General features: G+C 70.1%; 14 protein-coding genes. 7 read left to right on the top strand and 7 right to left on the bottom strand.

Going from position 1 to position 21501, the window contains the following annotated elements; genetic code table 11:
* The first annotated feature begins 535 nt into the window (after positions 1–535).
* Both ACYVJJ_RS09690 and ACYVJJ_RS09695 read left to right on the top strand, forming a co-directional pair.
* Positions 536–685: a hypothetical protein gene (locus ACYVJJ_RS09690; protein ID WP_460833086.1), complete on the top strand. Its 150-nt coding sequence runs from the start codon at positions 536–538 to the stop codon at positions 683–685.
* A gap of 106 nt (positions 686–791) precedes the next feature.
* Complete coding sequence (locus ACYVJJ_RS09695) at positions 792–2456, top strand: M28 family metallopeptidase (RefSeq protein ID WP_460833088.1); 1665 nt, start codon at positions 792–794, stop codon at positions 2454–2456.
* Between the two features lie 212 nt (positions 2457–2668).
* Here the strand turns inward: ACYVJJ_RS09695 and ACYVJJ_RS09700 are convergent, their stop codons facing one another.
* A complete protein-coding gene (locus tag ACYVJJ_RS09700) occupies positions 2669–4897 on the bottom strand; it encodes a M3 family metallopeptidase (protein WP_460833090.1) in 2229 nt (742 codons plus the stop codon).
* A gap of 163 nt (positions 4898–5060) precedes the next feature.
* On the opposite strand from ACYVJJ_RS09700, the gene ACYVJJ_RS09705 reads away from it, so the two are divergent.
* Both ACYVJJ_RS09705 and ACYVJJ_RS09710 read left to right on the top strand, forming a co-directional pair.
* Positions 5061–5483 (top strand): CBS domain-containing protein, encoded by a 423-nt coding sequence (locus ACYVJJ_RS09705; protein WP_460833092.1) that lies wholly within the window; start codon positions 5061–5063, stop codon positions 5481–5483.
* A gap of 133 nt (positions 5484–5616) precedes the next feature.
* Positions 5617–7653: an amidohydrolase family protein gene (locus ACYVJJ_RS09710; protein WP_460833094.1), complete on the top strand. Its 2037-nt coding sequence runs from the start codon at positions 5617–5619 to the stop codon at positions 7651–7653.
* A gap of 36 nt (positions 7654–7689) precedes the next feature.
* Here the strand turns inward: ACYVJJ_RS09710 and ACYVJJ_RS09715 are convergent, their stop codons facing one another.
* The gene (locus ACYVJJ_RS09715) at positions 7690–8883 is read right to left on the bottom strand and encodes an acyltransferase family protein (protein WP_460833096.1); all 1194 of its coding nucleotides are present in this window, start codon (positions 8881–8883) and stop codon (positions 7690–7692) included.
* A 153-nt stretch (positions 8884–9036) separates the two neighbouring features.
* On the opposite strand from ACYVJJ_RS09715, the gene ACYVJJ_RS09720 reads away from it, so the two are divergent.
* The gene (locus ACYVJJ_RS09720; RefSeq protein ID WP_460833098.1) at positions 9037–9942 is read left to right on the top strand and encodes a LytTR family DNA-binding domain-containing protein; all 906 of its coding nucleotides are present in this window, start codon (positions 9037–9039) and stop codon (positions 9940–9942) included.
* Between the two features lie 98 nt (positions 9943–10040).
* Here ACYVJJ_RS09720 and ACYVJJ_RS09725 read toward each other — a convergent pair whose 3' ends face one another.
* The 4 genes from ACYVJJ_RS09725 to ACYVJJ_RS09740 form a co-directional block, all read right to left on the bottom strand.
* Complete coding sequence (locus ACYVJJ_RS09725; protein WP_460833099.1) at positions 10041–10835, bottom strand: ferredoxin--NADP reductase; 795 nt, start codon at positions 10833–10835, stop codon at positions 10041–10043.
* Positions 10836–10866: 31 nt separating this feature from the next.
* Entirely contained in the window at positions 10867–12216 is a 1350-nt protein-coding gene (locus ACYVJJ_RS09730) for an App1 family protein (RefSeq protein WP_460833101.1), read from the bottom strand.
* 70 nt (positions 12217–12286) lie between these two features.
* Positions 12287–12946 (bottom strand): murein L,D-transpeptidase catalytic domain family protein, encoded by a 660-nt coding sequence (locus tag ACYVJJ_RS09735; protein WP_460833364.1) that lies wholly within the window; start codon positions 12944–12946, stop codon positions 12287–12289.
* A gap of 253 nt (positions 12947–13199) precedes the next feature.
* Positions 13200–14885, bottom strand: coding sequence for an ABC1 kinase family protein (locus tag ACYVJJ_RS09740; RefSeq protein ID WP_460833102.1), 1686 nt, complete (start codon positions 14883–14885; stop codon positions 13200–13202).
* 79 nt (positions 14886–14964) lie between these two features.
* Here ACYVJJ_RS09740 and ACYVJJ_RS09745 point away from each other — a divergent pair, with 79 nt between their 5' ends.
* Positions 14965–15516 (top strand): DUF488 domain-containing protein, encoded by a 552-nt coding sequence (locus ACYVJJ_RS09745; protein ID WP_460833103.1) that lies wholly within the window; start codon positions 14965–14967, stop codon positions 15514–15516.
* Positions 15517–15549: 33 nt separating this feature from the next.
* Here ACYVJJ_RS09745 and ACYVJJ_RS09750 read toward each other — a convergent pair whose 3' ends face one another.
* The gene (locus ACYVJJ_RS09750; protein ID WP_460833105.1) at positions 15550–17919 is read right to left on the bottom strand and encodes a Tex family protein; all 2370 of its coding nucleotides are present in this window, start codon (positions 17917–17919) and stop codon (positions 15550–15552) included.
* A gap of 330 nt (positions 17920–18249) precedes the next feature.
* Between ACYVJJ_RS09750 and ACYVJJ_RS09755 the strand changes: the two genes are divergently transcribed.
* A complete protein-coding gene (locus ACYVJJ_RS09755) occupies positions 18250–21462 on the top strand; it encodes a sensor domain-containing protein (RefSeq protein WP_460833106.1) in 3213 nt (1070 codons plus the stop codon).
* The last annotated feature ends 39 nt before the right edge of the window (positions 21463–21501 follow it).

Consider the following 21501-nt stretch of genomic DNA (forward strand, 5'->3'; position numbering starts at 1 on the left):
ACAGTCGACAGTCGGGTGCCGTCGCCGCGAGTCGACGCCGGCGTGCGGAGCCGAGCGCGGACGGCGGCGACACCCGCGCAAAGCAGGCCTCCTCCGCGGGGCCGGTTGCAGGCAGGAAAACCCCGGCGGCTCCGGAGTCCGCACCCGCCGACGAAGGTAGTGCCGGGGGTCGAACACGGACGAGCGCGGCAAAGAAGGCGCTCAAGCGTCCAGTCGCCGGGAAGCAGCCGGCAAATACGACTGGACCGACTACCGGGCGAAGGGTGGGTGCCGCGAAGAGCAGTGGCACGAAGGCGACCAAGAGTGCTGGGGGCCGCAACGGCGGCGCTACGCAAGGAACTGCACCTCCCGACGCTCAGGTGGCCCGCAAGCGGCCCTCCGCCCGGGGACCGCGCGGGGCGTAGCCGACTTCGTTCAGCTTCGACGCCCGCGCCACCGTGAAATCGCATCCCCGAAAAGCAGCAAGCGGCCATTCGTCGCGGGCCCTGAGATGCTGCACTGCGACAATTCCGTTCCCCCAGACCGGAGTGACCGCATGGCGCATCCAGCCACCACCACCCCGGCGAAGTCGCGTACCGCGCCGCCGCAGCCTCCCGTTCCCTGTGATGCCGATCGCCTGGCGCGGGGCCACATGATGGAGTCGGGCTATCGGCCGCCGCAGAAGCCGGCGCGTACCGCGCACTGACGTCGCGTGTTCCATCGGCGTCGCGCCTCAGGATCACCGGCGCGACGCTTCGGCGGCAACCGCCGGTCTACTATCCGGAGCTCCCACCGGTCGACCGAGGTCCCGCTTGTCCAGGCTCCTGCTCGTCTCCGCGCTCAGCGCGTCGCTCACGCTCGCCGCGGCCACCGCCGTCGCGGCGAACGCGCCCAAGTTCTCGCCGCAACGCCTGTCTTCGCTGACGAAGACGCTCGCCTCGGATGCATTCGAGGGGCGTGGCCCTGCCACGGCGGGTGAGAAGAAAACGGTCGACTTCCTCGTCGCGCAGATGAAGGCCGCCGGCCTCCAGCCGGGCGGCGATCTCGCGAACGGCCGGCGCCTGTGGACGCAGGCGGTGCCGCTGCTGCGCGCCGACATCACCGGCACGCCGAGCCTGAGCCTGCGCTCGGGCGGGCGCACGCAGGCGCTGGTGCAGGGCGAGCAGGTCGCCGTGCGCGCCGCGCTCAACGGCGCGAAGTCGGTCTCGATCACGGACGCGCCGCTGGTCTTCGTCGGCTACGGGATCCGTGCGCCCGAGCGGAACTGGGACGACTTCAAGGGCGTCGACCTGAAGGGGAAGATCGCCGTCGTGCTGATCAACGACCCCGACTTCGAGACGGGGCAGGGCGACTTCGGCGGCAAGGCCATGACGTACTACGGCCGCTGGACCTACAAGTACGAGGAAGCGGCACGCCAGGGTGCCGCCGGGCTGCTGATCGTGCACGAGACCGACCCCGCGTCGTACGGCTGGGCGACGGTCAAGAACTCGAACACGAACACGATGTTCGACGTCGTGCGCGCGAATCCGTCCGAGTCGCATGCGCCGCTCGAGGGCTGGATCCAGCGCGATGTCGCGGTCGACGTCTTCAGGCGCGCCGGCCTCGACTTCGAGACGCTCAAGAAGCAGGCGCGCACGCGCGACTTCCGCCCGGTCACGCTCGAAGCCACCACGTTCTCCGCCCGCTACGACGTCAGCAGCGAAGTGATCACGTCGCAGAACGTGGTCGGACGGCTGCCCGGCAAGAAGCGTCCGGACGAGACGGTGATCTACACCGCGCACTGGGACCACCTCGGGATCGGCCGCCCGGATGCCAAGGGCGACACGATCTACAACGGCGCCGTCGACAACGCGACGGGCACCGCGGCGCTGATCGAGCTGGGCCGCGCCTTCGCGAAGGCGCCGCGTACCGATCGCTCGGTGGTCTTCCTGGCGGTCACCGCCGAGGAGAAAGGCCTGCTCGGCTCGGAGTACTACGCCTCCAAGCCGCTGTATCCGCTCGGCAAGACCGCCGGCGTGCTCAACATGGATGCGCTTGATCCGAACGGCCCGGCGCGCGACTTCACCACGTCGGGCGACGCGAAGGTAGAGCTGCAGGACCGGCTGGTCGCGACGGCGAAGCGGTGGGGCCTGATGTATTCGCCCGACCCACGCCCGGAAGCCGGCCTGTTCTTCCGCTCCGACCACTTCCCGTTCGCCAAGCGTGGCGTGCCGGCGGTGTCCTATGGGTCCGGCAACGATCGCGTGCAGGGCGGGCGCGCTGCCGGCGATGCCGCCGACAAGGCCTATACCACCGACCGCTACCACCAGCCGGCCGACCACTGGGAAGCCTCGTGGGCGTTTACCGGCATGGCGCGCGACCTCGAGGTGCTCTACACGGTCGGCCGCCAGCTCGCCGATTCGACGGCATGGCCGAACTGGGCGCCGGATTCGGAGTTCCGCGGCGCACGCGACACCAGCGCGGCGGAACGGCGCTGAGGTCGGATCGGTGACGGCCATGCGGCCGTCGTCGAAATGCCGCGTGGCTGCGCCGTCACGTCGACGACGTGCCGGCTCAGGGCCAAAGACGCACCACGACGTGGTGTACTCCAAAAGCCTGGCCTGACCGGCACGCACACCCGTCATACATGCAATAAAAAACCGCCCGGATCGCTCCGGGCGGTTCGTGTTGCAGGCGACGCAAGCGGCGATCAGGTGCCGGCGCTGCCCGACGGCGTGGTCTCGGTCGGACTGCTGTCCGGCGCCTTGCCGTCGTCCGCGCCCGGGGCCGTCAGGCCGCGACGCTCCAGCAGGGGTTCGATCTTCGGCTCGTGGCCCGCGAAGTCGCGGAAGAGCTTCATCGCGTCCTGGCTGCCTCCCTGGCTCATCAGCGTGGCGCGCAGGTGGTCGCCGTTCTCGCGCGTCAGGCCGCCGTGGCTCTTGATCCACTGCACGGTGTTCGCGTCAAGCACTTCCGACCAGATGTAGGCGTAGTAGCCGGCCGAGTAGCCGCCCATGATATGGCTGAAGTAGGGCGTGCGGTAGCGCGGGAACACCGCGGCGTAGTCGAGGCCGTTCTTCTTGAGCGAGGCGGCCTCGAAGGCCAGCACGCCGTTCGCGTCGGGCAGCTGCTCGGCGGTGGCCTGGTGCCAGTCCTGGTCGAGCATCGCCGAGGCGAGGTACTCGGTCGTGGCGAAGCCCTGGTTGAACTTCGAGCTCGCGAGCACCTTGTCGAGCAGCTCCTTCGGCATCGGCGCGCCGGTCTGGTAGTGCTTCGCATAGTTGGCCAGCACGCTCGGCCAGTCGGCCCACATCTCGTTGACCTGCGAGGGGTATTCGACGAAGTCGCGCGGCACGCTCGTGCCGGAGAACGTGGGGTACTTCACGTTCGAGAGCATGCCGTGGATCGCGTGGCCGAACTCGTGGAACGTGGTGGTCACCTCATCCCACGTGAGCAGCGTCGGCTTGCCTTCCGACGGCTTCGGGATGTTCAGGTGGTTCGCCACGACCGGCATCGTGCCCATCAGCTTGGACTGGTCGACGTACGAGTTCATCCACGCGCCGCCGCGCTTGGAGGACCGCGCGTACATGTCGGCGAGGAAGATGGCGAGCTGCTTGCCGTCCTTGTCGAAGACGTCGTAGACCAGCACGTCCGGGTGATAGGTGGGCAGGTCGGTCCGCTGCTTGAACGACAGGCCGTAGAACTGGTTGGCCGCGTAGAAGACGCCGTTCTCGAGCACGTTCTTCATCTCGAAGTACGGCTTGAGCTGGCTCTCGTCGAAGTTGAATTTGTCCTGGCGGACCTTTTCCGCGTAGTACTGCCAGTCCCACGGCTCGAGCTTGAAGGTCGGCTGCTTCTTGGCCTTCTGCTCCTTGTCGATCATGGCCTGCAGGTCGGCGGCTTCGCGGCGCGCATTGGCGACCGCGGCCGGCGCGAGCTTGCGCAGCATCGCGTTGACGGCATCGGGGTTCAGCGCCGTCTCGTCCTCGAGCACGTAGTGCGCATGGGTCGGATAGCCGAGGAGCTTGGCGCGCTCGGCGCGCAGCTTGGTCACGCGCGAGACGATCGCGCGGTTGTCGAACTCGTTGCCGCGCGCGCCACGGGCGATCGACGCCTTGTAGATGCGCTCGCGCAGGGCGCGGTTCTCGAGGTTGGCGAGGGAGGGCTGCGTGGTCGTGTTGAGCAGCGCGATGACGTACTTGCCGTCGAGCTTGCGCGCCTTGGCGGCCTCGCCGGCGGCGGCGATCTGCTCGTCGGACAGGCCCTTGAGCTCGTCGCGGCTGTCGACGACGATCGCGGATGCATTCACTTCGGCCAGGACGTTCTGGCTGAACTTGGTACCGAGCTGCGCAAGCTCGGAGTTCATGGCCTTGAGCTTGGCCTTGTCGGCCTCGTTGAGCTTGGCGCCGGCACGGACGAAGTTCGTGTAGTAGCGCTCGATCAGGCGCACGCTCTCGGCGTCGAGCCCGAGCTTGGCGCGGTCCTCGTGCAGGGCCTGGATGCGGGCGAACAGCTTCGAGTTGAGGTTGATCGCATCGGAATGCGCGGAGAACTTGGGCGCGTACTCGGCCTGGAGCTTCTCGCGGGCCGGATTGGTGTCGGCGCTGGTCAGGTTGAAGAAGACCGATGCGGCGCGCGACAGCACGCGGCCCGACTTCTCCATCGCGACGATGGTGTTCTCGAAGGTGGGCTTCGCCTTGTTGTTAGCGATCGCCTCGATCTCCTTCAGCTGCTCGGCCATGCCGCGGTCGAACGCGGGGCCGAACTCGTTGTCGTCGATCTGGTCGAAGGCGGGGTACTGCAGCGGCAGCGTGCTTTCGACGAAGAAGGGATTCGCAGTCGCGTTCACGGTGGGCTGGGCCTTGGGGGACTGGGCGAGCACCGGCAGGGCCGTCGTGGAGAGGGCCACGGCCAGCGCGAGGGCGAGAGGATGCTTCATGGAGGAACCTCGACAGGGTGAATGCGCGAGCCTAAACCAGCGGCGCTTTACGGGCCCATGACGAAAGGCATAGGCGGCCTTAACGACCGGCCGGCCTTTCACGCACGACAAACCGGGGCAGGGGCAGGTTTGCGGCTTCCCCCACGTCGCCTCGAGGAACCCGATGGACATCCGCAGCGTCATGACCCCCGACCCCGCCACGTGCCAGGCGCAGACGCCGATCCGCGAGATCGCCCGGCTGATGCTCGAGAACGACTGCGGCCTCGTGCCGGTGATCGACGCCTCCGGCAAGCCGGTCGGCACGGTGACCGACCGCGACATCGCGCTGCGCGTGGTGGCCGAGGGCCGCGACCCCCAGCAGTGCACCGCGAGCGAGGTGATGACGAGCCCCGTCACCACCGTGAGCCTCGAAAGTGGCCTCGCGGAGACGACCGACCTCATGGAGAGCGAGCAGATCCGCCGCATCCTCGTGGTGGACCGGGAAGGCCGCCTCTGCGGCATCGTGGCGCAGGCCGACGTGGCCCTGAGCGGCCGCGACCGCCGCACCGCCGACCTCGTCGAGAAGGTGTCCCAGCCGAAGCACTGAGGCCGCCCCGCGAACGCCACTGACGATGCCGCCTCCGGGCGGCATCGTCGTATGTGCCTTTCGGCAGTGGCGCGCCCGGCGATGCCGCGCGAGGCTCGGCGGCGGCGCCACTGCCGGCGCGTAAGGAGACGCCATGAAGCCCGTGCTCACTGGACTCGCGCTCGCGATGCTCGCCCTCCCGGCCTGGTCGGCCGAGACGCTCCGCTACGTCGCGCTCGTCGACGGCGGCAAGACCGCGGGCCACCACGTCGTGACCCACGGCGACGACGGCGTCGTCCGGACCGACTTCATTTTCAAGGACAACGGCCGCGGGCCGGAGCTCAAGGAGGAGTTCGTGCTCGCGCCGGACGGTACCTTCCAGCGCTACCGTGTCACCGGCACGTCCACCTTCGGGGCGAAGATCGACGAGAGCTACGTGCGCGAGGGCGACAAGGTCCAGTGGAAGTCCACGGCCGACGCCGGCTCGTCGACCGTCAGCGGCACCGCGCAGTATTCGCCGCTCGGCGGCACGCCGGAGACGGCGTCCGTCGCCGTGGCGGCGCTCGCCAAGCGCGCCGACGGCAAGCTTCCGCTGGTGCCGGGCGGCACGCTCACGGTCCGCGAGCTCGCGCGCGAGACCGTGCGCGATGCGAAGGGCACGCAGCGCCAGGTGCGTCTGCTGGCGATGACGGGCCAGGGGCTCACGCCCGGCTTCGCCTGGTTCACCGACGAGGCCACGCCGCGCCTGTTCGCCTTCATCGCCCCGGGCTACCTGCAGCTCGTGCAGGACGGCTGGCAGGCCAGCGCCGCCGCGCTCGAGGAGCGCCAGAAGAAGGCCGAGGGCGAACTGCTCGTCGCGATGCAGCAGCGTCTCGGCAAGCCGCTGGCCGGCACCACGCTCATCCGCGGCGCGCGCGTGTTCGACAGCGCCGCGGCGACGCTCGGCGCGGCGAGCGACGTGCTGATCCGCGACGGCCGGATCGTCTCGGTCGCACCCACCGCGGCGACCGCGCCGAAGGCCGACCGTGTCATCGATGGTGCGGGCCGCGTGCTGCTGCCCGGGCTGTTCGACATGCACGGTCACGTCGGGCGCTGGGACGGCGGGCTGAATCTCGCCGCGGGCGTCACCACCGTTCGCGACATGGGCAACGACAACGCGACGCTCCAGCAGCTGATCGCACAGGAGAAGGCGGGCACGCTGATGAGCCCGCGCGTGGTGCCGGCCGGCTTCATCGAAGGCGAGAGCCCGATGTCGGCGCGCAACGGCTTCGTGATCAAGGATCTCGACGGCGCGAAGAAGGCGGTCGACTGGTATGCGGCCAATGGCTATCCGCAGATCAAGATCTACAACTCCTTCCCGAAGGCGATCCTGCGCGATACCGCGGCCTATGCGCATTCGAAGGGCCTGCGCGTGAGCGGGCACGTGCCGGCCTTCATGCGCGCGCGCGATGCCGCGGAGCAGGGCTATGACGAGATCAACCACGTCAACCAGCTGCTCCTGAACTTCTTCGTCACCGACACGACCGATACGCGCACGCTGGAGCGCTTCTACCTGCCGGCTAAGCGCACGGCGGACCTCGATCTCGACGGCAAGGAGGTGCAGGACTTCATCGCACTGCTGGCGTCGAAGAAGATCGCGATCGATCCGACGCTCGCCACGTTCGAGTTCATCCACCAGCGCGACGGCGAGATGTCGCCGATCGTCGCGGGCGTGGCGGATCACCTGCCGCCGGACGTCACGCGCAGTCGCCTCGCCGCCGAAATGGACATCCCCGACGACGCGACCGCGGCCCGCTACGACAAGTCCTTCGCGAAGATGGTCGAGTTCGTCGGCCGGATGTACCGGGCCGGCGTGCCGCTGCTCGCCGGCACCGACGAGATGCCGGGTTTCACGCTGCACCGCGAGCTCGAGCTCTATGTGCAGGCCGGCCTCACGCCCGCGCAGGCGCTGCAGGTGGCCACGTTCAACGCGGCGAAGCATGCGAAGGTCGACGATCGCGGGCGCGTCGCGCCGGGCCTGCTCGCCGACCTGGTGCTCATCGACGGCGATCCGACGACGAGCATCACCGACCTGCGCAAGGCCACTCTGGTCATCAAGGGCGACCGCGCCTACGTGCCGTCGCAGCTGCACGAGGCGCTGGGCATCCGGCCCTTCGTCACCGGTGTTCCGCTGCGCCGGCAGCATCACTGACGCCGCATGCGGTCGCCCGGGCGTCCGGGCGGCCGCTCAGGCGAGCGCAGGCGCAGCCGCGGCATTCGCCCCGAGCGCGGCCGGGCGAATGCGCTTGAGCCCGAACAGCGGACGCAGCCACCGGACGCGCCGGATCACGGCGAACCCGGCCCAGCAGCCCGCGACCGTGCCGATGAGGACGATCGAGGCCTCGATCGCTGCCGGCCACTGCAGCGGCACCAGCCAGTAGGCGATCAGTACCGTCAGGCTCTGGTGCAACACGTACCACGGGAAGACCGCCTCGTTGGCCCAGCCCAGCCATGGCCATGGACGGTTGAGCAGCGCGTGCGCCCAGCCCAGGATCGTGCACAAGGCGAACCAGATATAGACGTTGCGCAACGTCCAGATCACGGCCTGCATTGTGGGGCCGGGCTCGTCGGGCACGGTATCGACCAGCGTGAAGTAGATGGCGAACGTCGCGAGCGCGGCCGCCAGCGATCGGCGGCGCAGGCGCGCGAGCTCGGCCCAGATGCCCGCATCGGTGCCGATCCACCAGCCGTAGAGGAAGGCGGTGAAATAGATCGCGTGGCGGTACCAGTCGTTGACGAGGTCGCCGGTGTCCTCGAAATGGGGTTGCAGCGCGAGCGTTGCGATCACGAAGGGCAGGGCGGGGACCAGCAGCAGGCGCGCGCCGCGTAGGCGAAGCAGCCCTGCGCGGAGGCGATGCCCGGAGGCGCTGCGCAGCAGCGGAAGCATCGCGGCGAGCGTGAGGGTATAGACCCACAGGTAGGCCAGGTACCAGAGATGGTTCCAGGTGTAGCCGTGCTCCCAGCCGTCGAACGCCCCTTCAGGCCAGCGTTGGCCGCTGTAGTAGCGGAGCAGGAAGTCGAGCAGGCCGGGCGCCACGGCCCCGTTGGAGACCCCCTGCACGTAGGGCTGGATCGGGACGATCACGATCATGCCGACGACGAGCGGCACCAGCAGCCGCAGGGTCCGCGAGCCCGCGAAGCGCGCGCCGGGCATCCGCTGCAGCAGGATGTGCGCCGACAGCCCCGAGATCAGGAACACGAGGATCATCCGCCACCGGTTCACGAACAGCATTGGCGCCTGCAGCCATTCGGCGAGGTGCGTGCTCTTGATGTGCCAGCCCCAGTCCTCACCGGCCACGTACAGCATGCACCCGTGGTACAGCATGAGCAGGGCGAAGGCGAGCGCGCGCAGGGCGTCGATGTCGTGGCGGCGGGGTGTCATCGGGGCGGGTCCGGAACGTCGATCGCGGAAGCGTCCTCCTGCATTCCTCCCATGCTCATCGCCAAGTGATTGATCGCGCAGGCGCAGTGACGGACCGCGGACGGGAGGGACGAATCGCGCCGCCCCGGTGCCGCGGTGCGCGAGAATGCGTGGATGGATCACCAGACCCCATCGCCGCTTGTCCGGGACGACGCCTCCGACACGCTGTGGACGCGATACCGGCCCTGGCGTCGTAGCGTCGAGTGGGGCTTCTGGATCGCCAGCTATGTGATCGGCGCGGTCGCCAACAGCGTCACCGCGCTGATGGACATCCGGCGCAGCGGCCTCGACTTCGCCGCCTGGGAACCGGCGGTGTGGGAGTGGACGAGCCATCTCGTCGCGCTCGCGCTCCTTCCGGCCGTGCTCGCGTTCACCCGGAGGTTCCCACTGCACTTCGACACCTGGCGTCGGCACCTGCCGTGGCTGCTGCTCGGCAGCGTGCTGTGGTCGTTGGCGCACGTGGCCGGGATGGTCGCGCTGCGCAAGGCGATCTACGCCACGCAGGGCGACGTCTACGACCCCGGTCCCTGGGGGGGCGTCTTCGTCTACGAATATCTCAAGGACGTGCGCCAGTTCGCCGGCATCGTGCTGACGATCGAGCTGTACCGGCTGCTGCTGCGGCGCCTGCAGGGCGAGGCGAGCCTGCTGGCCACGCCGGACGGCACGGCCGCACCCGCGCTCCCCGAGCGCCCCGAACGCTTCCTCGTACGCAAGCTCGGCAAGGAATTCCTCGTCGCGGCCGCGGACGTCGAGTGGCTGCAGGCGGCGGGCAACTACGTGAACCTGCGCGTGCGTGGCCGTGACTATCCGTTGCGCACCACGATGGCGGCGATCGGGTCGCAGCTCGATCCGGCGCGGTTCGTTCGGGTACATCGCAGCTACATCGTCAATCTCGACTGCGTGGTCGAGATCGAGCCGCTGGACACCGGTGATGCACGCATCGCGATGCGCGACGGCACCTCGATACCGTGCAGCCGGACCTACCGGGCGGCCCTGCGGCCGGAACGCGTCGTCGCCTGACGGGCGTCCGCATCCCGCCTCGGCGCGGATCGGAGTGACGATGCGCTGCGGCCGCACCACGCCTGCTCCGCATCACTCGCGGTGCGCGGCGGCGCGCCTCACTTCTCGACGAAGGCGCGCTCGAACACGTACTGCCCCGGAGTGCCGATGCGCGGCGCCGCGGTGAAGCCGCGGCCGTCGAGCAGCGCGCGGAAGTCCGCGAGCATCTGCGGGCTGCCGCAGATCATGGCGCGGTCATGCCCGGCGTCGAGCGGTGCGATGCCGAGTTGCTCCATCATCACGCCGGTCGCCATCAGGTCGGTCAGGCGGCCGCGGTGGCTGTGGCCATCGACGATGAAGTCCTCGCGGGTGACGGCCGGGTAGTACAGGAGCTTTTCGCGGATCTGCTCGCCGAGGAATTCATGTCGCGGCAGCTCGTTGACGATGTAGTCGCGATAGGCGAGGTCGCGCGGCTCGCGCACGCCGTGGCACAGGATCACGCGCTCGAATCGCTCGTAGGTCTCGGGATCCTTCACGATCGACAGCCACGGCGCGAAGCCGGTGCCGGTGCCGAGCAGGTAGAGGTTGCGACCGGCATGAAGGTCGTGGATCAGCAGCGTGCCGGTGGGCTTGCGGCCGATCAGCACCCGGTCACCCGGCTGGATGTGTTGCAGGCGCGACGTGAGCGGGCCGTCGGGCACCTTGATGCTGAAGAACTCGAGCTGCTCTTCCCAGTTCGCGCTCGCGATTGAATACGCACGCATCAGCGGACGGCCTTCAACCTCAAGGCCGATCATCACGAACTGGCCATTGTCGAAGCGGAAGCCGTCGTCGCGGGTGGTGGTGAAGCTGAAGTAGGCGTCGGTCCAGTGGCGGACGTCGAGCACGGTCTCGGTGCCGAAAGGCGAGGACATCGGCGGGGCACGGCGTGGGGAACCGCGAATTCTAGCCGACCGGGCGCTTTCCGGCGCCGCTGGAGGGGGCGGCCTCCGCGTCGGACGGCGGCAGCTCGCCGGGTGGCGGCGCGTCGGCATCGCGGGCGGCGCCGGCATCGGTCGCATCGGATGCACCGGCCGTATCGACCGGGGCCGCGAGTCCCGCAGCGGGGCCCGCGCCCTCCGCGGCCGCCTCGGCAGCGGCTTCGCCGAGCGTCGGCCGTGCTTCGTCGCGATCCACTTCGCGGCCGATCGCATCGAGCCACGCCGGGTCGATCAGGCCGAGGCCCGCCGCGTGCTCGGCGATCGCGCGGCTGTCGCGTGCGAGCAGCATCGGCACCTTGGTGCCGGCCACGCGCTCGAAGTGTCCACCGACCGCGCGGTCGTAGGCGGAGTCGAGCTCCGGGTCGACGTCACGGATGTAGATCGCGACGATGCGCTCGCCGAACTCCTGCGCTGCTTCCGCATAGAGTTCGGCGTCCGCTTGTCCGGAGTCGCCGAGCAGCACCCAGCGCAGCTTCGGGAAGCGCTTGATCAGCTCGCGCGCACGCTCGAGCTTGTGGCCATGGCCCTTGGTCTTGAGGAACTTGCCCTCGTCGGTGCCGAGGTCACGCAGGAAGACCGGGCCCGGCGGGATCGCGTTGAGCTCCATGAAATCCTCGAGCAGGTCGTAGAGGTTCCAGGGTGAGCTCGAGACGTAGAAGATCGGCACGCGCCCGGCGCCGTCCGCGCCCGCCTGGAGCGCCTGGTAGAGCTTCGCGACGCCCTTGAGCGGCTTGCGGGTACGGGCGTTGTGCAGGAACGTCAGTTGTGCGGCGGTCTTCCAGTTGGTGATGCCGCTCTGCAGGATTGTGTCGTCGATGTCGGAGATCACGCCGATGCCCGCGTCCGCATGGACCTGCAGGATCGGCTGCGGCGTGAGCAGCGTGCCGTCGGCGAGGCTGACCGCGGCATTCGTCCAGAGCGTGTCGACCGCGCCGCAGCCCGGCAGCTGCGCCTGGTAGTAGCCTTCGTGATCGCTCACCACGTCGACCGCGGACGCGCCGAACTGCACCTTCAGTGCAGCGCCGGGCACTTCGTCGCTCTCGAAGCGGCGATAGGTGTTGAGCAGGTTGTCCCACCAGCCGTCGGCCTCACCGGGGCCGCCCAGCGGCTTTTCCGCGAGCACGCGGCCGATCATCTGTACGCCATCGGCATCGCCCCAGCCCCGGTAGGCCGCGATGTGGCGCGGCTGGTGCGTGCGGAAGACGCGGCGGAAGCGCTGGCGGGCGACGTCGAGGTAGTCGTCGGCGTCGATGACGGCCGACTGCAGGTAGCGGCGAACGAAGGCGGGGGACTGCGGCGTGGAAGCGTCGGTCATCGGGGCAAAAGAAAACGGCCGGACACTGGAGTGTCCGGCCGTCGTCGCAAAGCCGCCGTGACAGACGAGGTCAGCGCGTCGCGACCTGCGTGCGACGCGTGTTGCAGGCGAGCAGGCGCGAGGCACGCAGCCAGTTCGGGTCCGGGTAATACGAGAAGACGAACTGGCCGCCCTTGAGCGTGTCGATGATCTCGCGCGCGACCTGTGTGCGCACCGCCGGGCAGCCGTGGCTGCGTCCGAGACGCCCGCGCTGCTGCGCGACCTCCGGGTTCACGTACGCCGCGCCATGCATGACGATCGCGCGGTTGCGGGCCTGGTCGTTGAAGCCCGGCTCCAGGCCGTCCATGCGCAGCGAATAGCCATTGCCGCCGTGGTAGGTCTCGGCGGTGCGGAACAGGCCGAGGCTCGTCTGGTGGCTGCCTTCGCGATTGGAAAACGCGCGCGCCATGTTCTCGCCCGTGCCCTGGCCATGCGCGACGTGCTCGGCGTAGAGCAGGCGCTCGCCGCGAAGATCGAAGACCCACAGGCGCGGCCGGGTGGAGGGCATCGAATAGTCGATGACGGCGAGCCGCTCGCCCTGGCCGGTCGCATCGCCGTTGGCGATCGCGCACTCGCGCGCGTCGACGGCCATGCGGATCACCTTCGGGTCGGCGGCAGGCGCCAGCGACGCCAGACGGCGTACCAGCTGATCGGTCGAAGACGCCACAGGCGCGGAGGCCGGAGTGGGCATCGACTGCAGCCGCGGCGCGGACGCGGCCGGACGCGCCGGCGCATTGGGCTCGGCGATCGAGATGGACGCAGGCAGGAAGCAGGCCGCGGCGGCGACCGCGAGCATCGGAAGGCGCATGGACTCACCCCTCGTTAGGACACGCTTCACCGACGTCGTTTTCCGGTGAAGCCATGTGCCTAATTTAGTGGGATGACGGCCGCGTGCAAGCAGCCGTGGTCAGCTCGTTCAGATACTTGCGCGCGTTTCGGCCGCTTCAGTTGAGGCTCTGCTCTTCCTTCGGCTGCGCGCGGCGGTCGGTGATCAGCACGCTGATCACCACGAAGAGGCCGAGCACGGCGGCGATGATGAACAGGACGATCGCGATGGCGGGATACCCGAGGAGCGTCGTGCCGGACCCGCTGCGCATCATCAGCGCGGAGGAGATCAGCAGGGCCGCGATGATCAGGCCCACGGTGATCCGATTCGCGATCTTCTGCAGGTTCTCCATCAGCTTCGAGTCGTCCAACCCTTCCAGGCGCACCTGCAGCCGGTTGTCCGAGAGCAGCGTCAGCAGGTTGTTCAGCTTGCGCGGCGCCTCGCGGACCAGGCCCTCCACTTCGATGATCTCGCCCGCGAGACCGGCAGGGGAGAGCGTGCGGCGCAGTCGCTTGCCCATCACCTCGTTGAGGTGCTCCTGCACGACGTCCTTCGCATCCATGTCCGGATCGAGCGCGTCGCAGATGGATTCGAGGTTGAGCAGCGTCTTGCCGAGCAGGCTGAGCTCGGGCGGAGTGCGCAGGCCGCAGGCCGTCGCCACGCGGGTGAGGTCGAGCACCAGGCGGCCTTCCGACACCGAGCGGCCGCCCTGGCGCGCAGCGTAGGACGAGACCAGCTGGCCGACCTCGCGGGTGTAGCGCTCCTCGTCGAAGTCCTCCAGGCGCGTCGAGATCGAGATGCCCTCGTTCGCCACGTCTTCGCCGCGACCGTCCACCGCCGCGAACAGCAGCTTGAGGAGGCGGTCGCGCCGCTTCGGGGGCACGTGCGCGATCATCCCGAGGTCGAAGATGGCCAGCCGACCGTCATCGCTCAACAGGAGGTTGCCCGGGTGCGGGTCGGCATGGATCTCGCCGTGGACGAAGGCTTGGTCGAGGTAGGCACGCATGAGGTCTGCGGCGAGGTCGCCGAGCCGCTGCTCGGTGCGCTGCAGCCCCGTGATGTCGGTGACCTTTCGGCCGCGGATCAGGTCCATCGTGAGCACGCGGCGGCCCGACAGGCTCCAGACCGGGCGCGGTACGACGAGCCGCCCGTAGGGCTGCAGCCGCTCGCCGAAGCGCTGCAGGTTCTCGGCCTCGATGCGGTAATCGAGCTCGGCGAGCAGCGTGCGGCCGAATTCGGAGACCCAGTCGCCGAACTTCAGGCGCCGGCCCAGGTCGGTGCGGCGCTCGATCTTGCCGGCGATCGAGTGCAGCGATTCGAGGTCCGTCCGTACGCTGGTGACGGCGTCCGGCCGCTGCACCTTCACCGCGACCTCGCGGCCATCGCGCAGCACGGCGCGGTGCACCTGCGCGAGCGAGGCGCTGCCGAGCGGCTTCTCGTCGAACGACTGGAACATCTTGTTGAGGCGGACCCCGAGTTCCTCCTCCACCACCTGGCGCACCGTGTCGAACGGCAGCTCGACCACGTTGTCCTGCATGCGCTCGAGCGCGGCGAGGTAGTCCTGCGGCACCATGTCCGGCCGCGTCGACAGCGCTTGCCCGAGCTTGATGAAGGTCGGTCCGAGCGCTTCGAGGTCGGTGACGAATTCCTCCGCCTTTCCGGCGGGAACGTCCTCGGCCTCCGCGTCGACCTCCTGCAGCACGGCGTCGTGCTCGAGACCGGTGAAGATTCCGGCGCTGCGGTACTTCAGCAGGAAGCGCACGATCTGGGCGGTGCGCGCGAAGCCGGTGGTGGGCTCGGACATGGGGACTCTCCAATGAAGCCCGCAGCCTAGGCGCCCGGCCGTCAACGCCGCTTCATCACGCCCGCGGCAGCATCGCCGCATGCCAGCGGATCGCAGACTCTGGACGGTCGGCCATTCCACGCACGCGTGGACCACGTTCGTGGAGATCCTGCAGCGCGAGCGCATCGAGGCGATCGCCGACGTGCGGCTGCTCGCGGGCTCGCGGCGGCATCCGCAGTTCAATGGCGACGCGATGGCGGAGGCGCTGCAGCAGGCGGGCATCGACTACGTGCCGATGCGCGACCTCGGCGGCCGACGGCGGCCCCGCCCGGACTCGCCGAACATTGCGTGGCGCCACGAGGCCTTCCGCGGCTACGCGGACTACATGCACACCGTCGCCTACCGGCAGGCGCGCTCGCGCCTTGCCGAACTTGCGACGGCGCGACGCACTGCCGTGATGTGCGCCGAGGCCGTGTGGTGGCAGTGCCACCGCTCGCTGATCTCGGACGACTTCAAGGCCGACGGCTGGACGGTGCTGCACGTCCAGGCCCAGGGTGCCCCGAAGGAGCATCCGTACACCGGCGCGGCGCGGATCGTCGACGGGCGGCTCGACTACACGCTGCCCGAGCCGCCACAGGGCGATCTGTTCTGACGCCGCGACGCGTCGCCGCGGCACTCGAGCACGTCAGGTGCGCTTGGCGCGCGCGAACGCCTCGGCCAGCGCATTGTTCGCAGGCGCCTGCTGTGGCTTCGGCGCGCCGCGTCCGGCCGCATGACCGCCGGCGTCGCGCCCCGGACCACGCCCCGTCGGCGCGGCACCGCGTGCGGGCGCCGGTTTAGCCGCCTGCTCTGGGCGCGGCGCACGGGGCGTGGCGTCCTCGAGGCGGCAGGTGAGCCCGATGCGCTTGCGCGGCACGTCCACTTCCATCACGCGCACCTTGACGATGTCGCCCACCTTGACCACGTCGCGCGGATCCTTGACGTACGTGTTCGACAGCGCGGAGATGTGCACCAGGCCGTCCTGGTGTACGCCGATGTCCACGAACGCGCCGAACGCGGCGACATTGGTGACGACGCCCTCGAGCACCATGCCCGGGCGAAGGTCCTTGATGTCCTCGACGCCATCGGCGAAGCGCGCGGCCTTGAACTCCGGGCGGGGATCGCGGCCCGGCTTCTCGAGCTCCTTGAGGATGTCGCGCACCGTCGGCACGCCGAAGCGGTCGTCGACGAACTGCTCGGGCCTCAGGCCGCGCAGGAACGCCGCATCGCCGATCAGGCTTCGGATCGGCTTGCCGGTCGAGGAGACGATGCGCTCGATCACCGGATACGCCTCGGGATGCACGGAGCTCGAATCGAGCGGCTCGTCGCCGTCGGCGATGCGCAGGAAGCCGGCGCACTGCTCGAACGTCTTGTCGCCCAGGCGCGGCACCTTCATGAGCTCCTTGCGCGAGCGGAACGGGCCATTCGTGTCGCGATGGCGGACTATGTTCTCCGCGACCGTCGAGGACAGGCCCGAGACGCGCGCGAGCAATGCAGCGGATGCGGTGTTGACGTGCACGCCGACGGCGTTCACGCAGTCCTCGACCTTCGCGTCGAGCGCGCGGGCGAGGCGGTACTGGTCGACGTCGTGCTGGTACTGGCCGACGCCGATCGCCTTCGGCTCGATCTTGACCAGTTCGGCGAGCGGGTCCTGCAGCCGGCGAGCGATCGATACGGCGCCGCGCAACGAGACGTCGACCTCCGGGAACTCGCGCGAGGCGATTTCGGATGCCGAGTACACCGAGGCGCCGGCCTCGCTCACCACGATCTTCGTCAGGCGCAGCTCGGGCGCGAGCTTGATGAGGTCGGCGGCGAGCTTGTCCGTCTCACGCGACGCGGTGCCGTTGCCGATCGCGATGAGTTCCACGCCGTACTGCGTGCACAGGCGGCGCAGCGTGGCGATGGACTGATCCCATTGCCGGCGCGGTTCGTGCGGGAAGATCGTGTCGGTGGCGACCAGCTTGCCGGTGCGGTCCACCACCGCGACCTTGACGCCGGTACGCAGCCCCGGATCGAGGCCGAGCACGGCGCGCGGGCCGGCCGGCGCCGCCAGCAGCAGGTCCTTGAGGTTGTCGCCGAAGACGTCGATCGCCTCGGCCTCGGCGCGCTCGCGCGCCTGCGCGATCAGGTCGAGCATCAGGTGCAGGTGCAGCTTCGCCTTCCACGTCAGGCGCGCGCAGTCCATCAGCCACTGATCGGCCGGGCGGCCGTCGTTGCGGATGCCGGCGTGCTTCGCGACGCGGCCGGTGCCCTGCAGGTGCCCGGCGTCCGCATCCGTGCCCGGATCGAGGTCGATCTGCACGATCTCCTCGCGGCGCGCGCGCAGCAGCGCGAGCATGCGGTGCGACGGGATCCTCGCCAGCGGCTCGGCATGGTCGAAGTAGTCGCGGTACTTTGCGCCCTCGGCCTCCTTGCCCTCGATGACTTTCGCGCGGATCATGCCCACGCCGGCGAGCCATTCGCGAAGCTCGCCGACCAATGCGGCGTCCTCGCCCCAGCGCTCCATCAGGATCGCGCGCGCGCCGTCGAGCGCCGCGCGGGCGTCGGTGACGCCCTTTTCGGCGTCGACGTAGGCGTCGGCCACCGACTCGGGAACCTGCGATGGATCGGCGAGCAGCGTGTCGGCGAGCGGCTCGAGCCCGGCCTCGCGCGCGATCTGTGCGCGGGTGCGGCGTTTGGGCTTGTACGGCAGGTACAGGTCCTCGAGGCGCGCCTTGCTGTCCGCGGCCAGCAGGTCGGCGCGCAGCGCGTCCGTCAGCTTGCCCTGTTCCTCGATGCTGGCGATGACCTGGACGCGCCGGTCCTCGAGCTCGCGCAGGTAGGCCAGCCGGGTTTCGAGCTCGCGCAGCTGGATGTCGTCCAGCCCGCCGGTCACCTCCTTGCGATACCGCGCGATGAAGGGGACGGTAGCGCCCTCGTCGAGAAGGCCGACGGCGGCCTCGACCTGACGCGCCTCGGCGCCGATCTCGTCGGCGATGCGGCGGGCGATGGACTGCGCGATGGAACGATGCTGCATGGCGGCTCGGGCGACGTACGGGGCCGCGATTGTCGCCGGGGGCGGGCAGGGCGTCACCGTTGACAGGCGCCGACCCGAGTCCTGCGGATGCGGCGCCGGGCGGCCGGTGCCCCGGCGCGCAGGCGACATTGCGGCGCGGGCTGGAGCCGGCTGCACAGAATCTTGTGGGGCATGATCCTCAGAATGGGTGGCGCCGGCCGTAAACCGTAGCGCCGCTCCCTCATCCGAAACCCTCCGATGCCCCGACGCAGTCCCCCGGCTGCCCCCACGAAATCCGCGGACGCCCGCCGGCCGCTCGCGGCCGCGCGGCTGCTCCGGGCGCCGGCGCTCATGGCCCTGGCCATTGCAGGGCTGCTGTTCGCTGCGGCCCGGGGCCTGCCAGCGAACCTCGGGGCGATGGCCCTCGGCGCGGCGGTCGGCGCCTGGTGCGGAATCTGGGCCGCGCGACCGCTGGACGGGCGCGCCGACCTGCGCTGGCTGCTGCCGGCCGCCGGCATCGCGCTGGGCCTTGCCGCCGCCCGCCTGCCGCCGTCGTGGACACTCGTGGCGACCGTCGCGGCCTCGGTGACCGCGCTTGCGCTGCGAAGCGGGCTGCGGCGCTGGCATTCCCGCTACGAGTGGGACGACCCGGCCGTCACCGCGACGCTGCTCACGGTGCTCGCGGCGATCGCAGGCCCCTTCGCGCTGCTCGCCACCCGGGTGCTGCCGACGGCATCCGGATCCGATTGGATGACCCTGTGGCCGGCCGTCTCGCTCGGCGCTGTCGTCGCGGCCGCCTGCGCGACCACCCTCGGCGCGTCCGAGGAGCGCGATCCGTTCGCCGACGATCCGCGGCGGATCACCGTCGTGCTGCTCGGTGCGACCGTGCTCGGCGGCGCAGCGCTGGCCCTGTGGGCCCCGCGCTTCGCGCCGCTGCTGGTGGTCGCCCTGCTCGCCCTCGCGGCCGGTGGACGCGCACGGACGCTCGCGGTGCTGGGCGCCGCGATCGCCGTCGCGGCGGCTGCGCTCGCCGACCTTCGGCCGCTGCTCCTCGGCGCCATGTTCGGCGGCTGGAGCGGCACGGCGTCGCTGGCGCTCGTCGCGGTGGTACTCGCCCTCGCATCCACCGGCAGCCTGCTCGTGCACCAGCGCGATCGCGTGCGTGCGCGCCTGCGCGCCGCGAGCGGCCACCTGCTCACGCTTGCGGAGAAGAGCCCCGGCCTCGTCGCCACCTTCGACCGCGAGCGCCGCCATCGCTTCTTCAACGACGCGTATCGCGCCTGGAGCGGGCTACCCGCCGACCGCCTGCAGGGCGCGCCGATGACCGACGTGCTCGGCGAGCCCGTGGTCTCGCGGCTCGACAGCTCCATCGCGCGCGCGATGGCGGGGGCCTCGCAGCAACTGCAGGTCGAGACCGCGCAGGGGCGTTCGCTCGACGTCCGGCTGGAGCCGTACTTCGGCCTCGACGGCGGGATCGCGGGCGTACACGTGCTGGCCGAAGACGTGTCCTGGCGCGGGCAGTCGGAGCGCGACCTCAAGGCGCTCGTGGCGGCATCGCCGGAGCCGACGCTCGTGCTCGACGAGAGCGGCCAGATCCAGCTCCACAACGAGGCGGCCGCCGCGCTGTTCGCCGCGACGTCGCGCGAACTGGTCGGTACGCCGCTCACCGCCTGGCTCAGCGAGGCGACCGGACGCCAAGCGCGCGAGGGCGCCGACGCGGGCCTCAGGGCGCGGCGCAGCGACGGCTCCGTGTTTCCCGTCGAGCTGCGTCTCGGGTCGATGCCCGGCGAGCATGGCGGCCGCGCCGTCGTCGCGCTGCGTGACCTCTCGCGCCAGCGCGCGCTCGAGGAGGCGGCCCGGCACGCCCGCGAGCAGGCGCAGGCCACGCTCGACTCGATCAGCGATGCGCTCGTCGTCGTCGACCGCGACGGCACGATCACCGGCTTCAACCCGGCCGCGACCGAGCTGACGGGCTGGCCCGCCGCGGACGCGGTCGGCCGCGTGCTCGAGGAGGTCGTCCGCCTCGTGGATCCAGGGCAGGGCGCGATGCGCCCGTCGATCGTGCGCGACGTGCTGCGCACCGGCCGCCCGGGCCGCGCCGACGGCGAGATCGAACTCGTTCGCCGCGACGGCGCGCAGCGCGCGATCGAGGAGTCGGCCTCGCCGCTGCGCGACCGCACGGGGCAGTCGATCGGCGGCGTCCTGATGTTCCACGACGTCGCCCACGTGCGCGAGCAGGCGCAGGCGCTGTCACACATGGCGCAGCACGATTTCCTCACTGGCCTGCCGAACCGCGTGCTGTTCCAGGACCGGCTGACGCAGGCACTCGCGACCGTCGCGCAGGGCGGCAAGGGCGCCGTGCTCTACATCGACCTCGACAAGTTCAAGCCGATCAACGACACGCTCGGCCATCCGGTGGGCGACAAGGTGCTGCAGGAAGTGTCCACGCGCCTGCGTGCCTGCGTTCGCGAGGACGACACCGTGAGCCGGCAGGGCGGCGACGAGTTCGTGCTGCTGCTGCAGCGCCTCGCCGACCCGCGCGATGCCGCCCGCGTGGCCGAGAAGCTGATCCGCTCGGTCGAGCAGCCGATCCTCGTCGACGGGCACGAGTTGCGCGTCGGGGCAAGCGTGGGGATCTCGCTGTTTCCGCAGGACGGTCGTGATGCGCGAACGCTCATGAAGCAGGCCGACACCGCGCTCTACCACGTCAAGGAGACCGGCCGTGGGCGCTACAGCTACTTCACCGACCTGATGGGCGAGCGTGCCGAGGCACGCATCCGCATGGAGCACGACCTGCGCTTCGCGCTGATGAACGAGGACTTCGTGCTGGACTACCAGCCGATCGTCGACGTCGCGACGGGCCGCTTCACGTCGGTCGAGGCACTGCTGCGCTGGCGCCGCGGCGACGGCAGCGTGCTGCTGCCGCAGGACTTCCTGTCCGTCGCCGAGGAGACGGGGCTGATCGTGCAGATCGACGAATGGGTCCTGCGCGAAGCCTGTCGCCAGAATGCAGCCTGGCAGGCCAGGGAGCTGCCGCGCTGGCCGATCTCGGTGAACGTCTCGCTCGCGCGGTTCGACCCCGCGCGCCTGCTCGGGCAGGTGCGCGAGAGTCTCGCCAGCGCCGCGCTCGACGCCGCGTGCCTGGAGATCGAGTTCCGCGGCGACCAGCTCATCCCGCTCGGCGACAAGGGCCGCGCCCTGGTGGCCGAGCTGCGTGCCGTGGGCGCGAAGGTGGCGATCGACGACGTGGCGAGCACGGACGCGAGCGTGGCCTCGCTGGCGGACCTCGGGCTGGATGCACTCAAGCTCGATCTTTCGGTGGTCGGTGCACTTCCCGACGACGCCCGCGCGCGTCGCGTCGCCGAGGGCGTCTGCCGGCTCGGCCGTGCTCTTGGGTACCCCGTCATCGCCAAGGGCGTGGAGAGCGAGGCGCATCGCGAGCTGCTCGTCGGCTGGGGCTGCGTGGGCCTGCAGGGCGCGCTGTTCGCGCCACCGATGTCGGCTGAACTGTTGCCCGCGCTGGTCGACGTGCCGCGCCCGATGCCGGAGGCACGGCGGGCATAGGCCGGCAGCGGCGGTAAAATGGCGGACTTTCCGCCGCCC

The sequence above is a fragment of the Lysobacter humi (ex Lee et al. 2017) genome (assembly GCF_054781815.1).

What these genes read in the sequence shown, in the direction of transcription:
- ACYVJJ_RS09690 (WP_460833086.1), top strand. Translation starts at nt 536, where the DNA reads ATGGCGCATCCAGCCACCACCACCCCGGCGAAGTCGCGTACCGCGCCG.
- ACYVJJ_RS09700 (WP_460833090.1), bottom strand. Translation starts at nt 4,897, where the DNA reads ATGAAGCATCCTCTCGCCCTCGCGCTGGCCGTGGCCCTCTCCACGACG.
- ACYVJJ_RS09705 (WP_460833092.1), top strand. Translation starts at nt 5,061, where the DNA reads ATGGACATCCGCAGCGTCATGACCCCCGACCCCGCCACGTGCCAGGCG.
- ACYVJJ_RS09710 (WP_460833094.1), top strand. Translation starts at nt 5,617, where the DNA reads ATGAAGCCCGTGCTCACTGGACTCGCGCTCGCGATGCTCGCCCTCCCG.
- ACYVJJ_RS09715 (WP_460833096.1), bottom strand. Translation starts at nt 8,883, where the DNA reads ATGACACCCCGCCGCCACGACATCGACGCCCTGCGCGCGCTCGCCTTC.
- ACYVJJ_RS09720 (WP_460833098.1), top strand. Translation starts at nt 9,037, where the DNA reads ATGGATCACCAGACCCCATCGCCGCTTGTCCGGGACGACGCCTCCGAC.
- ACYVJJ_RS09725 (WP_460833099.1), bottom strand. Translation starts at nt 10,835, where the DNA reads ATGTCCTCGCCTTTCGGCACCGAGACCGTGCTCGACGTCCGCCACTGG.
- ACYVJJ_RS09730 (WP_460833101.1), bottom strand. Translation starts at nt 12,216, where the DNA reads ATGACCGACGCTTCCACGCCGCAGTCCCCCGCCTTCGTTCGCCGCTAC.
- ACYVJJ_RS09735 (WP_460833364.1), bottom strand. Translation starts at nt 12,946, where the DNA reads ATGCCCACTCCGGCCTCCGCGCCTGTGGCGTCTTCGACCGATCAGCTG.
- ACYVJJ_RS09740 (WP_460833102.1), bottom strand. Translation starts at nt 14,885, where the DNA reads ATGTCCGAGCCCACCACCGGCTTCGCGCGCACCGCCCAGATCGTGCGC.
- ACYVJJ_RS09745 (WP_460833103.1), top strand. Translation starts at nt 14,965, where the DNA reads ATGCCAGCGGATCGCAGACTCTGGACGGTCGGCCATTCCACGCACGCG.
- ACYVJJ_RS09750 (WP_460833105.1), bottom strand. Translation starts at nt 17,919, where the DNA reads ATGCAGCATCGTTCCATCGCGCAGTCCATCGCCCGCCGCATCGCCGAC.
- ACYVJJ_RS09755 (WP_460833106.1), top strand. Translation starts at nt 18,250, where the DNA reads ATGGCCCTGGCCATTGCAGGGCTGCTGTTCGCTGCGGCCCGGGGCCTG.